We start from the raw sequence: 14,414 nt of genomic DNA on the forward strand, positions 1-14,414 counted from the left end.
ATAATGAAGGAATCACAAAATAAGAAAAAAACAAGTGTAGTTACGAAGGCAATCATATCTTTAGGAGTTGTTTTAGCGACGACCTTTTTCACATTCTTTTTAATTGGAAAGTGGAACTCTATCCCAGCGAAGGGAGTAGCTAAGGAAAATATGAAACAAGTTAATACGCAACAACAAGAAAAGAAAAAGGAAACACCACCGGCAAAACAAAAAAGACCTGATGGAAAACCGGTAGGCAAGGTTGTGTATTTAACATTTGATGATGGTCCTAGCGAATTAACTGGGAAATTTTTAGATATACTAAAAGAGCAAAATGTTGCCTCGACATTTTTTATGCAAGGTAGTAATTTACAAAATACAGGTTTTCAGGACAATGTAAAACGAGCAGTAAAAGAAGGGCATTATATTGGTGCACATAGTATGACACATAACAGTGAGAAGTTATACAAAAAAGGACAATTTGTACCGGAGATGAAAGAAACGCTAGCTCTTATCCATAATATTACGGGTACAACTCCTAAACTAGTCCGTCCACCATATGGATCTGCACCGGGGTTAAAGGGGGAGGAAATTCGTAATCAAATTGTAGAAGCAGCAATAAAAGTTTGGGATTGGACAATAGACTCAAATGATTGGAAATTAAAAGATAATCCAACTCAGATTATCGAAAATGTAAAGAAGCAGACAACAGAAGAAGTAGAAGTTGTTTTAATGCATGAAAAGGCGCAAACCTTACAAGCTCTTCCTGAAATTATTAAATTTTATAAAGAGCAAGGATATGAATTTGGTGTATATAATGACGAGGATCATTTTCGTTTAAACTTCCAGAAAGATCAACGGTTATAGTATAAACTTAGTTATTTTAAAAAGATGTTTTTATTACTAAAACAATAACTAATACAAAGTCGATTTCCATGAAGTGTACCCCGATTGTTAAGCACATTCTAACAATCGGGGTATTTTTTATATTCAAATTCTCTTAGCGTACGAAATTCGCATTTTTCTACATAGCGAAATAGGACTTACATGCTCCAACCTCATTATCCTCTGTACATGAAATAAATTTGGTCTGTAATATAATCTGAACTAAAATGAAGTCCATTTTTTATCCACCACATGATGATTCCTACCAATGAGGCAGTTTTAATCTCAATAGCGACATAATCTGCGGGTAACTCTGTCTCACTATTATTCCTTCTCGTTTCTACTAATCGCTTTATTAATAGAAATAATTGTTCTTCAAAGTGATTCATATTAAATAAAACGGATAAATAATTTCGATGAATATATAAATAATCGAGTAATTGTGTTAGCTGTTGTTTTTCTGATAAATCGCTTACGTGTATTAAAGCAGTAATTTTATTAGAAAGTTCGTTTAAAATTTCATCAGTGAGCTGCATGAGTAAATCCTGAATGTCTTGATAGTGTAAGTAAAATGTTGTCCGATTTAACCCAGCTTTGTTTGCGATTTTTTGGACTGTTAAATTTGAAATGGTGGATTCCTCTTGTAAAAGGGAATAGACGGCATTTTTAAACATTTCTCTTGAACGAAGTGTACGAGGATCCTCTTTTTTAGATGTAGACATTTTGAAACTCCTTTATAGATTTTTCTTTGACTTTCTCGACATAGCATATTTTCAATGTCGATTAATGAACATTTTCAACAAAATTGTTCATGGTCAAGAATATGTATCTTTGTTACTATGAATTTTATCGACACTGTGTCGATAATGCAACTATAGAAAAAGGGAGTTTACAAATGGAGAAGGGAATAACAGAAAGAAATAAAAAAGTTTTATTACTTGTACTAATTGCTGGCTGTTTTTTATCAACATTAAACCAGACGTTACTAAATGTAGCGATGAGTAACTTAATGGAGGTATTTGATGTTACAGCTGCAACTGTACAATGGTTAGCAACAGGATTTATGCTCGTAAACGGTGTGTTAGTGCCAATTACGGCATTTTTAATGAAACGTTTTACAACGAGGCAATTATTTACTAGCTCAATGATTTTTTTAATCATCGGAACATTACTATGTGCCGGTGCCATCAATTTTGGCATGTTATTAACAGGAAGAATGATTCAAGCAATTGGGGCAGGAATTATTATGCCGCTCATGATGACAGTTATTTTATATTTATACCCTAGCGAAAAACGCGGGAGTGTTATGGGAACGATCGGTTTTGCTATGATTTTTGCGCCAGCCATTGCTCCAACGTTATCTGGTTTTATCATTGAATATGTATCATGGAGATGGTTATTTATTGGATTAGCTCCATTTGTATTCATCGTCATTATTCTTGCGCTAAAATATTTAATGAACGTTGCAGATACGACAAAAGCAAGATTGGATATTGTAAGTGTCATTTTATCAACGATTGGCTTTGGTTGTGTTTTATTTGGATTCAGTAGTGCAGGAAGTAAGGGATGGGATCACCCGATTGTTATTACGACAATTATTACCGGGGTACTTGTTACAACGCTATTTTGCTTACGTCAAATAAAGTCTAACGATCCATTATTAAATTTATCCGTATTTAAGTATAAAATTTTTACTCTTACATCAGTGATCAATGTACTTATCACGATGATTATGTATGCTGATTTAATTCTTTTACCGATTTACTTACAAAACGGAAGAGGCTTTACCGCATTTGAATCAGGTTTACTTCTATTACCTGGAGCGGTCATTAATGCATTCTTATCACCAATTACAGGTAAAATGTATGATAAATACGGAGCAAAACCACTCTTTATTACAGGGTTAGTATTTATTATTATTTCGATGTGGGGTGTAATTGATTTAACTGAATCCACAACGTATATGTATGTAATGGTGCGTACTATTATTTTACGAATTGGGTTAAGTTTCATTTCAATGCCTTTAAATACAGCAGGACTAAATGCTTTACCTAGAGAATTAGGTTCACATGGTTCAGCCGTAAATAATACGGTTCGTCAATTAGCCGGTGCTATTGGAACAGCAGTTGTTATTACTGTATATACGACTCAAGCAAGTTCACATGCTTCAGAGTTATCTTTACAAAATGGAAATATTACAGCTATTCAACTAGCGAAATTATCTTCTATTTTCGGCTCAAGTGATGCGTATCTATTCATGTTATTCTTATCTTTCGTAGCATTAATCTTTGCATGTTTCATGCCTAAAAAAGTGGCAACTCAAAAACTTGAAAGTAAGACAAGTAATTAGAATCGTTTATAGAGTTGTTTAGAAAGTATATGATGAAAGAAAAGCAAGTGATCTAATAATTAAGGTCATTTGCTTTTCTTTTTGTTTATGAACTTAACTTTATCCCGCTTTAATGGGCAGTAAGACCCCTACCTCAAAATGCAGCGAAAGCAAAGAAGTTAGGTGGGGGATCAACTGCCCATAAAAGTCCGATTGGTTCAACTAATAATCAGTGGAGGATGAAGAAAACCCCCATTGATTAAAGTTTCACTTTATAAGAGTTCTTTTTTATAATTTCTACTTAGGAATTGAAAATAAAATTAATCCAGATTATTATATTGTTATTGTAAATTTATTTTATTTAAGGAGGATACATAAATGAAAAACTCAAAAGGTTCTATTGAATCAGAGATAAGTAAAGCAATTACTCACTGGGAAAAGGACTATCTAGGACGCGGGTCTATATCCGTTAAGACAGATATATTACGGGATATGATTATTGTAAATTTACAAGGTATTTTAACGCCGGCTGAATATACTGTGTGCGAAACAAAAGACGGTATGCTAACGATAAAGAAAAATCGTTCGGAGCTAGTTGAATCTGGAATTGAAGATTTAAAAGAGATTATACTAGAATTAACTGGAGAGAAAGTGAAAAGCTTTCATACGGATATAAGTTCCCGTACAGGTGAACGAGTAATGATTTTTAAATTAATTCATAATCTTGAGGAAAAGTTTTAAAAATAAAAAACATCTTAAGATTAGTGGAAGATAAACTAAAAATGTAGTGGGAGGATTAAGAAACCTACAAGTTTTGCACTTTATTAACAGGCTGATAATTAAAAACTTGAAGTTATTTAGGTATAATAAATCTACAAAACTGATAAAGAAATTGACAAACTGCTTAATATGGTTTATCTTATAATTGTTTTAAAAAATTGATAGATGCTCATTTTAACAGTTTGCTATAATTAAGGCTTTAGCATTTTTTTAATATGTAATATTGACTAAATGAAAAAGCTTCTTAATGAAAAGATAGCACATAACATAAATTGATATATTGATTGCATAATCTAGGAGATCAGAAATATACTTTTCTTTTTAACAGGAGTAATACATACATTATCCTCTATAAAATGGGAGCTCTTCAAAAAACTTTATTCAAGTTAGTTGAAGTGAAACCGACAATCTCCATAATTCAATGATGATATAAAATCATTGAATTATGGAAGTTGTCGGTTTTTTTTATGGAAAAAAACGATGTACTAAAAAGAGTGAATGGAAATTGAAATTAAAAAACTATCTTAAAAGAAATTTTTATAGGTTATTTTCGTTTGGAAGGGAGTATTGTACATGTTAATTTCGCTGAGTTCATCAACACTGTTAACATTATTTTTTATGGCGCTTAGCGCTTCTTGGCTAAGTGGATTATTGTTTTTACATGCAAGGATGCCTTTACGTTTTGTTCATATCCATATTGGTATCGCTGCATTGCCTTCATTGGTTTCTTTACTCGCACTTGTTAATCACAATGGAGATAGCGTTGTAGGTCCTTGGCATTTAGATACTTTAGCTTGGTTCATGGCATTCTTTGTTCTTACAATTGGTTTAATCATTCAACGTTTTTCTATACGCTACTTACTGGGAGATCGCTCATATCGAAAATACTTTGCACTTTTTACATGTACTACAGGTGTATCTTCAGTCGCATGGTTAAGTAATGATCTCCGTTTCATGATTATTTGTTGGGGAGCAACTCTTATAGGATTGGTTTTACTTATAGGGCTAAATAAAGGGTGGAAAGTAGTTAGCGAAGCAACAAAAATTTCTAGTTATTTATTTATAATAAGCTGGATCGCTTTGCTAGTAGCTATCATTTGGCTTTTTCAAATTACTGGACAGTGGCAGTTAACATCAGTTTTAACGAATGAAAATGTAGCTCAATTTGGAACGTTGGAGAAAACAGGAATTAACTTATTGATTATAGTAGCTGTGATGATTCCAGCAGCACAATGGCCTTTTCAAAGATGGTTAATTGAGTCAGCTGTTGCTCCAACTCCTGTTTCTGCTATTATGCATGCTGGTTTAGTAAATGCTGGCGGTATCATGTTAACTAGATTTTCACCTCTTTTTCATGATGATATTGCACAAATCATTTTACTAATTTTCTCAAGTATTTCTGTCTTAATCGGAACAGGAATTAGCCTAGTTCAAGTTGATTATAAACGTCAGCTAGTGGGATCAACCATTGCACAAATGGGGTTTATGCTTATTCAATGCGCATTAGGAGCCTATTTAGCGGCTGTTATTCATTTAATTTTACATGGTTTGTTTAAAGCTACACTGTTTTTACAAGCTGGTTCTTCCGTGCAACGTTTTGGGGCAGTGAAGCAGTCTAATGAAAAGATATCTGATTTATGGATTATGGTCGGACGTGTTTTCGGATTATTTATAGCGATTGCTTTTTGGTTTACGACTTCTGGAGAAGGGTATGAATTAGTTAGTGCGTTCATCTTAGGGTGGTCATTATACTTTTCATGGAAACAGCTTGTTGTTTTGGGAGAGGGAAGAATGGGGCGAATTGTTGGCGTATTTATTTTAGCTGGATTTTCTCTCATTTACTTTACCGTTCATAATTCTCTTTATAAATGGTTGCATACTGACATGTATCAAAATGTTCAACCTTCAGCTTCAGCCGTTATTTTTGTTATATGTCTCTTATTATTTGGTAGTGCTATTAGTACTCTCGTTACTCGTAATCAATCCTCTACTATATTTGCTGTAATGTATCTTTGGTTCGTTCGAGTAGGTGAGGCGAGACAAAATTCAGTAGAAAGTCATCCAAGCTATCTAAAACATTATGTATCAAAGGGAGGTAATCAGTGATGAGCATACAGTCAATCGTAACGAAAGAAACTTTAAAAAAGAAAGAGACAAACATTGAAGTACAAGAAAAGAATATGAATGATTTAGTTGAATCTGCTAGCCGGGTTGTAGCACCACTTTGGCCGATTGCTACATTTGCAGCTCATCACCCTTGGATGGGACTTGAAAAACAATCATTTGAACAAGTTGCAGATTGGTTAAAAGAAACTCGTAATGTGGATATATATCCTAGTGCTTCTATGATTCATTCGGCAAAGGCGAAAGGTGAAATTGAGGAATCATTTTTACAAAGTGGCTTGTCTCGTTGGCTTGATTCACAATCTTTTCATATCCCGCGAAAGAAAGTGGAGCAGTTTTGCCAAGCGGCTTTAAAATTAGAGGAATTACCTTCTAGTTTATTATCATCGCCAGAATTAAATAAACTGGCAGAAGAAATGAATTATATAAATACAGGAAGTATGAAAGACTCTTCTATGCAACCTGTAAGTACACTGATAGAGAATCAAAAGGGAGACAATCTATCTGATATTCTTAATTATCATATTATTAAATGGTGTAAATTATATCTTGATGACTCCGGGTCAAGTTGGACGATGCCAAATCGAGAAAAAGGTTTGTATCGTGCATGGCATCACCTTATTACATTTGATCCAGCGCTCAGTAAAAATGAGCGTAGCGTTTTAAAAGATTGGCCAGAGGATGCCGAGGTAGCTTTAACAAGAGCTTTATCTGAATTAGGAATTTCTGAATCTAACAAGCAAGCTTACCTTGAAGGTCACTTGCTTGCTTTGCCTGGGTGGGCAGGAATGATACGATGGCGTTCCCAACAATCAATCCAGGAGCAGGAACTCGTTATAGAATATTTAGCAGTTCGAATTTCTATGGAGCTAGCCATTGTAAAACCTTATTTACCTATAAAAAATCAAAAGGCTGAGAAAAAAATTGCGATTGTCCCACTTATAGCTTCTTGGATCTACTGGGGGAATATTTCAACCCTGGAATGGTCACAAATGTCTGCAGCTGAACAAAGCGAATTATTAGCATTTGCCTATCGTTTTGATGAAAATATTCGCAGAAAACTTTGGCTAGAAGCTTGGGAACAGACGCATGCAGAGCAATTAAGGGAGAAGATTGCTTCTAAGCAACGTGCAACTAATGATAAAAAACGTGTACTAGCTCAATTAGCATTCTGTATTGATGTACGTTCAGAACCGTTTCGCCGCTATCTAGAAAAATTAGGTCCGTTCGAAACGTTTGGAATAGCTGGTTTCTTTGGGTTACCAATTGCCACTAGTGAACTAGGTAGTAATGACAGCCATCCTTCTTTGCCAGTTATATTAAAACCGAAACATCAAATAAAAGAGCTCACGGATGAAAATGAATATAAATCTTATCAACAACGTAAGAAGATAGATAGCTCAGTAAGCTATACGTTTAAAACGATGAAACAAAATGTACTGACAAGTATGTTACTACCTGAGGTAAGTGGCCCTTTACTTGGTCTACAAATGGTGACAAGGAGTTTTGTGCCAAGAAGAGTAGGTAGTTTCCTTCGTAACCTTCGTAAAACGATGTTACAAAAACCTGATACAACATTCTCACTTAATCATGTTCATGATACAAAATGTGAGATACCTATCGGTTTTACGAAAGAAGAAAAAGTGAACTATGTGCGTCAAGCTTTAAAAATGGTGGGATTAACAGAAAAATTCGCGCCTTTAGTTGTAATGTGCGGGCATAGTAGTCAAAGTACGAACAACCCTTATGCTGCAGCGCTTGAGTGTGGTGCTTGTGGCGGAGCAGCAGGGGGATTCAATGCAAAAGTTTTTGCTACTTTATGTAATCTTCCAGAAGTAAGAGAGGCTTTGTCTGCTGAAGGCATTAACATTCCAGAGGATACCATTTTTGCAGCAGCTGAACATAAAACAACAGTGGACGAATTGGAATGGATTTACGTTCCAGAACTTTCGGAAACTGCGCAAGAAGCATTTGATTGTATCGAGTCGATTAGGCCAAATGTGAGCCAACATGCAAATAGAGAGCGTTTAATGCAATTACCTAATTTTAAAACGAAAATAAAAAATGCGAGTAAAGAGGCACATCGATTTGCAGAAGATTGGAGTGAAATACGTCCGGAATGGGGATTAGCCCGTAATGCATCTTTTATTATCGGACAACGAGAATTAACTCAGGATTGTGACCTAGAAGGAAGGGCTTTCCTTCATAATTATGATTGGAAACAGGATGAAAGTGGCGATATATTAGCTAGCATCATTGCGGGACCAGGAACAGTAGCGCAGTGGATAAATTTACAATATTACGCTTCAACTGTAGCTCCTCATTATTATGGTAGTGGAAACAAAACAACCCAAACCGTAACGGCGGGTCTCGGTGTTATGCAAGGGAATGCAAGTGACCTGTTGCCAGGCTTACCTTGGCAATCCGTTATGCAGTCAGATAGTGAAACGTATCATTCACCACTTCGTTTATTAATTGTAATTCAAGCGCCTACTAAATATATAGAACGCTTGCTAAATAATGATTTCACATTTCGAGAAAAAGTTCAAAATCGATGGGTCAGACTTGCAAGTATTGATCCAGAGGGACGCTGGAAAAACTGGTAACAATCATGTAATGAATAATCAACTATCGTTACTAGTTTAAAAGTTTCATAAATACAATTATGAAGAAGGAGTGCTCCATATGAATTCAAAGAATACAAAAGTATTATTATTAACAGACATTGAACACGGAATAGAGCCTATTATCCAACAAGTAACTAACATTCAACAAGAAAACATATTGACTATACACAGCTATGATTCTGTAATTGTACATCCTTATGGAGAGATAATGAGGTCTGTTATTATTGCTATTTATGAAGAAAATGTAGAAGAAATTTTTGTTGTCGGAATAGAGGATAAAGAAACTTCTTCCGTTAATCTACAAACTCAAAATGATTTCATAAAAGATAATATAGAATTAGACTATCTTTTTAAAAATTGCATGCCTGAATTTTCAAGTGGTAGCCTGAATGCATGGCTAAGTGGACAAGAAAATGTTAGTGAAAATATTGAAAAGAGTATAGATATGATTCGTAATCATCCATTAGTGCCTTCTGATATTAAAGTTCGCGGTTTTATGATTGATAAAACTGGTGGAAAAGAAACGGTTGTCAAAGTTTCTGCTAATAAAGTAGCGAAAAAAATGCATTCTTATGTGTAAGTTATCGATAGATAAGCAACTTTTATTTGGACTTGTGTCCTTTACAAAGAGCAAAAGAAATCTTCTATAAATGGGGATCTTTTGCTCTTTTTGTTTGAATTTTTAATGTGTTTTATAGGAGATATCTAATATGTATATAATAAAAATATATAACCTTTTGCATGAAATTTTAAGGAGGGATTAGCAGGCGGAAAATAAAAATTTATGTTGTGATTTATTTCAAGGTTATTATTAAAAAGAATGGAGATTCTTTAATTATGAGAATAAAACAGTTAAAACCTAAAATGATATGGAAAAAAAGAATGCTACTAACTATTTGTATTGTTTTCGGATTGATTATTGCTGGAGTTATTTTTTGGAATGTTTCACCTATTCCAAAAGCGTTTCTCATAAAAAAAGCATTTGAAGGTGGAATGTTTGTTCAATCTAACAATTATAAAAACGCTCTAAAAGAGACACGAATTGTTAAAGATATTAATTATAATTCTAAATTTCCTGATGGTACATTAGACATTATTTATCCCAAAAATCTTACGGAAAAAACATCTGTTATTTTTTGGGTACACGGGGGTGGATTTGTAGGTGGAGATAAATCAGACATTACTGGTTATGCAGTAGAATTAGCTGCTCGTGGTTATACAGTGATAAATATAAATTATGCTCTTGCTCCTAAAAGAAAGTATCCTACACCAGTACTACAACTTGGTGAGGCTTACGAATATATAAAAGAAAATGCAAAGAAATATAATGTAAAACTAGATGACCTGTATTTTGCAGGAGATTCTGCGGGAGCGCAAATATCTGGACAATTTGTTACTATTCAAACATCTCCAGATTATGCGAAATTAACCGGAATTGACGCTATTGTTGCTCCTTCTACAATTAAAGGTATATTGCTATTTTGCGGCCCGTATAATATGCCTGCATTAGCTAAAATGGAAACATCCAAAGAAGTGCAAGACTTTATGCGTACTACTGGCTGGGCTTACTTTGGGAAAAAGAAGTTTGAAACATCACCTGAAATGGAAATCGCCTCTATTTATAAACACGTTACAAAAGATTACCCACCAACGTTCATCACAGATGGAAATACTGCATCATTTGAAGATCAAGGTAAAGCATTAGCTTCTACTTTACAAAATAAAGGAGTACCTGTAGATACACTTTTCTTTGATAAAAATATCTCTGGCGAGTTGGCGCATGAATTTCAATTTAAAATGAACACTCCAGCAGGTCAAGAAGCTTTTAAACGAGTTCTTAAATTTCTAAATGAAAATAAATAATATATATACTATTAACTTTTTATAAGCTTAGTTTAATACCAAATATGGGTGAACAAAATATTGCACTAATAATCTAATGGTAGCAAAAATAAATTTGATAAGAAGTATATAGTAAGAATGATTTGGAGATACAGATGGGGATATAACTATTTTATTTAGGACGGTGCACTTTAAATGGATTTACAGAAAGGGAAATTATATTGGAACACAACTTTTTCTAATACACCTTCTTATCCTCGGTTGGAAGAAGATATAAAATGTGACGTACTAATAATAGGAGCAGGAAGTTCAGGTGCTCAATCAGCATACTATTTGAGTGAATCAGATTTAAATATTGTTGTCGTTGATAAAAGAAAGGTAGGACACGGGAGTAACCTTACAAATACAGCACTTATTCAATATTTAGGTGACAAGATGTTTTTTGAGCTTGTAAATACATTTGGAGAAGAGTATGCAGTTAAGCATATGAAATTGTGTGAACAAGCTATTAATGATATTGAATATGCTGATCAAAATTTACCTTATTGCTCTGATTTTAAACGACGTGACAGCTTATATTATGCAAGTTATGAAGAGGATATAAAGAAATTAGAAAAAGAACTGTATTATTTACATAAGCATGATTTTAAAGCGACTTGGCTATCAGAGGAACAAATTGGACAGAGATATCCATTTAAAAAACGTGCAGCTATTTATACGTATAATGATGGTGAAATAAATCCTTATAAATTTACACATAGTTTATTAGAACAAGCCTCTAATAAAGGAGTTCACATTTATGAAGATACAGAGATTGTTGGCAAAAAGTTAGAGAAAGAATGTGCTATCTTTTATACAAAAGGGGGCAATTCTATTACTGCCAACAAAGTAATTGTGGCTGCAGGATATGAAGGTTTGGAATTTAAAAAGGAAAAGAACGCTACACTGATTAGCTCATATGCAATTGTGACTAATCCTGTGGAAGATTTATCTTCTTGGTATAAACGTACTCTCATATGGGAAACTGCGAGACCATATATTTATATGAGAACTACTGCAGATAACAGGATTATTATAGGTGGGTTAGATGAAGATACAAACATTGCTCAAGAAAGAGATTCAAAATTAATTCATAAAAAAGAGAAATTAGTGAATGAATTTAATAAGCTCTTTCCCAATATAACCGTTGAACCTGAATTTTATTTAAGTGCTTTTTATGGTGGTACTCATGATGGTTTACCTATAATTGGAATGTATGAAGAGTTTCCAAATTGTCACTTTATCTATGCGTATGGAGATAATGGATTAGTATATAGTATGGTACTTTCTAAAATTATGCGAGATGTAATTATTAGCGGTTCAAGTCCGGATTTGAATTTATATTTACAAACTAGACCAAAACTAAATGAGTAAGCTACATGTACGCAAAATCACAGTAGTATAAAGAAGTGATCGTTTTAACGGTTTTAATTATTTTATATAGGAAGCAATTCTACATTTGTAATCTCTCCAATATATTTTGGGGGGGTTTATTTTTTTATTGAAAAATAGTCTAATTAAACTATAATGAGTATATAGTTTAATTAGACTATTTATTTTGTTGGATGTGAACAAAGGAGGAAAGAGGTATGGTTGCAAAAGAGACCAACTTACGCTTAGTAATAGCTGGTTTAATGCTAGGCATTTTAATGGCTGCAATGGATAATACAATTGTTGCTACTTCAATTGGTACAATTGTCTCAGATTTGGGTGGATTGGATAAATTCGTCTGGGTTACTTCTGCTTATATGGTTGCAGTTATGGCTGGTATGCCTATTTTTGGGAAATTATCTGATATGTATGGTAGAAAGAGGTTCTATATTTTTGGTTTATTAATCTTCTTAATTGGTTCTGCATTATGTGGTACTGCGCAAAGTATTGTTCAGCTAAGTATTTATCGTGCAATTCAAGGTATAGGTGGGGGTGCACTTATGCCAATCGCCTTTACCATCGTATTTGATATTTTTCCTATTGAAAAAAGAGGCAAAATGACTGGATTATTAGGGGCCGTATTTGGTTCTTCAAGTGTATTAGGACCTTTATTAGGCGCGTATATAACAGAAAATATTAGTTGGCATTGGATTTTTTACGTCAATATTCCAATTGGTTTAATGTCATTAATTTTTATTTTAAAAGCTTATAAAGAAAATAATCCACCTACTAAGCAAAATATTGATTGGTGGGGGGCGATAACGCTCGTAATAGCAGTAATTAGCTTAATGTTCGCTTTAGAATTAGGAGGAAAAGAATTTAAGTGGGATTCGATACAAATCATTGGGTTATTTACATCGTTTATTGTATTTTTTATTGGTTTCCTATTGGTAGAAAGAAAAGTGAAAGATCCAATCATATCATTTTGGATGTTTAAGCGTAAGGAGTTTGCAATATCTCAAATTATTACATTTTTCTATGGAGCAACATTTGTTATTTTAACAGTATTCATTCCTATTTTTGTTCAGGCTGTATATGGTGGAACAGCAACTAATGCTGGATTAATTTTAACACCAATGATGTTAGGTTCTGTCGTAGGTAGTGCCATTGGCGGAATATTTCAAACGAAAATTAGTTACCGCAACTTAATGTTATTATCTGTAATATCCTTTGGGATAGGTATGTATTTATTAGGAACGATGGATCCGCAAACAAGCCGTGCACTTTTAACGATATACATGATTATAACGGGATTTGGGGTTGGATTTTCGTTTTCTTTACTTCCTACAGTTTCTATTCATAATATGGAACCGAGATTCCGTGGTTCAGCTACTTCAACAAATTCATTCTTTCGTTCACTAGGTATGACAATTGGGGTAACGATTTTTGGCTCCATTCAAAATAGTACCTTTACAGCTAACTTAAAGGATGCTTTTAAGGGAATAGAACACAGTTCCAGCATGTTAAATAATCTAGGTGATCCAAGTGCAATATTTCGCTCAGATATAAGGGTCAGTATCCCTACTTTTATTCTTGAAAAAATTATAGCCGCTATGTCATCTTCGATTACTACTGTATTTCTATTAGCTTTAATTCCAATTATCGTTTCGTTTATGGCAATATTATTTATGGGGAATGTCAAAGCTGGTACAAAGGATAATAAAGTGAATTTGAATTCATAAATTTTATAAAACAAAAAGATTCTTTGCTTATTTTTAGCTTATACTATTGGTATAGGTTATTAAGGAGTGGAGAGTTATGAATACAAAGCTTTTTATGCTGGGTCTTCTTATGGAGAAGAATAGACATCCGTATGAAGTCCAGCAACTTTTAAAAAATAGTGAAATGAAATATTATATAAAAATTACAAAAGGCTCTTTATATTATACATTTGAGCAACTTGAAAAGAAGGGCTTTATAGAAGTTGTTGATATTATTCGTAATGAACAACGCCCTGAACGGACTATTTACGGTATTACTCAAAGTGGTAAACAAGAATTTGAGCATTTATTATTAGAGCAAATGATAAAGAAAGAGGATATGCATCGTCCTATATATGAAGCGTTACTTTTTGCACAATACGGGGAGGAACAATTAATTCTAGAACAGCTAAAAATTAAAATTTCTCAACTAACGTTATATCTTACTACTCTTCAAAAAGTATATGAAGAGAAGTGTGGAAAAGAGAGTTTAGCTAAGCTATATATATTATCTAGTGTCATTTTACATTTAAGAACAGAGTTAAAGATTTTACAGAGTTTATATCATAACATAAAAAATGAAAAGATAGATAATATAGGAAATGATGTACTTAGAGAGATAGAAAATCAATGTTTATAATGAAGAAGATTATAAAATAAAAAGAACGATTGTTATAA

General features: G+C 33.4%; 11 protein-coding genes. 10 read left to right on the top strand and 1 reads right to left on the bottom strand.

Features of this window, described 5'->3' with window-relative positions:
- Positions 1-3: 3 nt before the first annotated feature.
- Entirely contained in the window at positions 4-846 is an 843-nt protein-coding gene (locus AABL52_RS11770) for a polysaccharide deacetylase family protein (protein WP_341519459.1), read from the top strand.
- A gap of 194 nt (positions 847-1,040) precedes the next feature.
- On the opposite strand, the gene AABL52_RS11775 is transcribed toward AABL52_RS11770, so the two are convergent.
- Entirely contained in the window at positions 1,041-1,586 is a 546-nt protein-coding gene (locus tag AABL52_RS11775; protein WP_341519460.1) for a TetR/AcrR family transcriptional regulator, read from the bottom strand.
- A 173-nt stretch (positions 1,587-1,759) separates the two neighbouring features.
- On the opposite strand from AABL52_RS11775, the gene AABL52_RS11780 reads away from it, so the two are divergent.
- From AABL52_RS11780 to AABL52_RS11820, 9 genes are all read left to right on the top strand, one after another.
- Complete coding sequence (locus tag AABL52_RS11780) at positions 1,760-3,214, top strand: DHA2 family efflux MFS transporter permease subunit (protein WP_341519461.1); 1,455 nt, start codon at positions 1,760-1,762, stop codon at positions 3,212-3,214.
- 357 nt (positions 3,215-3,571) lie between these two features.
- Positions 3,572-3,934: a DUF2294 domain-containing protein gene (locus AABL52_RS11785; protein WP_341519462.1), complete on the top strand. Its 363-nt coding sequence runs from the start codon at positions 3,572-3,574 to the stop codon at positions 3,932-3,934.
- Positions 3,935-4,546: 612 nt separating this feature from the next.
- Entirely contained in the window at positions 4,547-6,079 is a 1,533-nt protein-coding gene (locus AABL52_RS11790) for an NADH dehydrogenase subunit 5 (RefSeq protein ID WP_341519463.1), read from the top strand.
- Entirely contained in the window at positions 6,079-8,703 is a 2,625-nt protein-coding gene (locus AABL52_RS11795; RefSeq protein ID WP_341519464.1) for a DUF2309 domain-containing protein, read from the top strand. Before AABL52_RS11790 ends, AABL52_RS11795 begins: the two co-directional genes overlap by 1 nt.
- Before the next feature lie 79 nt (positions 8,704-8,782).
- Positions 8,783-9,304 (top strand): carbonic anhydrase, encoded by a 522-nt coding sequence (locus AABL52_RS11800; RefSeq protein WP_341519465.1) that lies wholly within the window; start codon positions 8,783-8,785, stop codon positions 9,302-9,304.
- A 257-nt stretch (positions 9,305-9,561) separates the two neighbouring features.
- Entirely contained in the window at positions 9,562-10,587 is a 1,026-nt protein-coding gene (locus AABL52_RS11805) for an alpha/beta hydrolase (RefSeq protein ID WP_341519466.1), read from the top strand.
- 174 nt (positions 10,588-10,761) lie between these two features.
- Positions 10,762-11,979: an NAD(P)/FAD-dependent oxidoreductase gene (locus tag AABL52_RS11810; RefSeq protein WP_341519467.1), complete on the top strand. Its 1,218-nt coding sequence runs from the start codon at positions 10,762-10,764 to the stop codon at positions 11,977-11,979.
- A gap of 215 nt (positions 11,980-12,194) precedes the next feature.
- Positions 12,195-13,718, top strand: a complete 1,524-nt coding sequence (locus tag AABL52_RS11815; RefSeq protein ID WP_341519468.1) for an MDR family MFS transporter — start codon at positions 12,195-12,197, stop codon at positions 13,716-13,718.
- Between the two features lie 76 nt (positions 13,719-13,794).
- On the top strand, positions 13,795-14,376 hold the full coding sequence (locus tag AABL52_RS11820; RefSeq protein WP_098313821.1) for a PadR family transcriptional regulator: 582 nt from the start codon (positions 13,795-13,797) through the stop codon (positions 14,374-14,376).
- The last annotated feature ends 38 nt before the right edge of the window (positions 14,377-14,414 follow it).

This window comes from Bacillus paramobilis, from assembly GCF_038096195.1.
Lineage (GTDB): Bacteria > Bacillota > Bacilli > Bacillales > Bacillaceae_G > Bacillus_A > Bacillus_A mobilis.

Coding starts and splice junctions, on each gene's coding strand:
- AABL52_RS11770 (WP_341519459.1), top strand. CDS start 4: ATGAAGGAATCACAAAATAAGAAAAAAACAAGTGTAGTTACGAAGGCA.
- AABL52_RS11775 (WP_341519460.1), bottom strand. CDS start 1,586: ATGTCTACATCTAAAAAAGAGGATCCTCGTACACTTCGTTCAAGAGAA.
- AABL52_RS11780 (WP_341519461.1), top strand. CDS start 1,760: ATGGAGAAGGGAATAACAGAAAGAAATAAAAAAGTTTTATTACTTGTA.
- AABL52_RS11785 (WP_341519462.1), top strand. CDS start 3,572: ATGAAAAACTCAAAAGGTTCTATTGAATCAGAGATAAGTAAAGCAATT.
- AABL52_RS11790 (WP_341519463.1), top strand. CDS start 4,547: ATGTTAATTTCGCTGAGTTCATCAACACTGTTAACATTATTTTTTATG.
- AABL52_RS11795 (WP_341519464.1), top strand. CDS start 6,079: ATGAGCATACAGTCAATCGTAACGAAAGAAACTTTAAAAAAGAAAGAG.
- AABL52_RS11800 (WP_341519465.1), top strand. CDS start 8,783: ATGAATTCAAAGAATACAAAAGTATTATTATTAACAGACATTGAACAC.
- AABL52_RS11805 (WP_341519466.1), top strand. CDS start 9,562: ATGAGAATAAAACAGTTAAAACCTAAAATGATATGGAAAAAAAGAATG.
- AABL52_RS11810 (WP_341519467.1), top strand. CDS start 10,762: ATGGATTTACAGAAAGGGAAATTATATTGGAACACAACTTTTTCTAAT.
- AABL52_RS11815 (WP_341519468.1), top strand. CDS start 12,195: ATGGTTGCAAAAGAGACCAACTTACGCTTAGTAATAGCTGGTTTAATG.
- AABL52_RS11820 (WP_098313821.1), top strand. CDS start 13,795: ATGAATACAAAGCTTTTTATGCTGGGTCTTCTTATGGAGAAGAATAGA.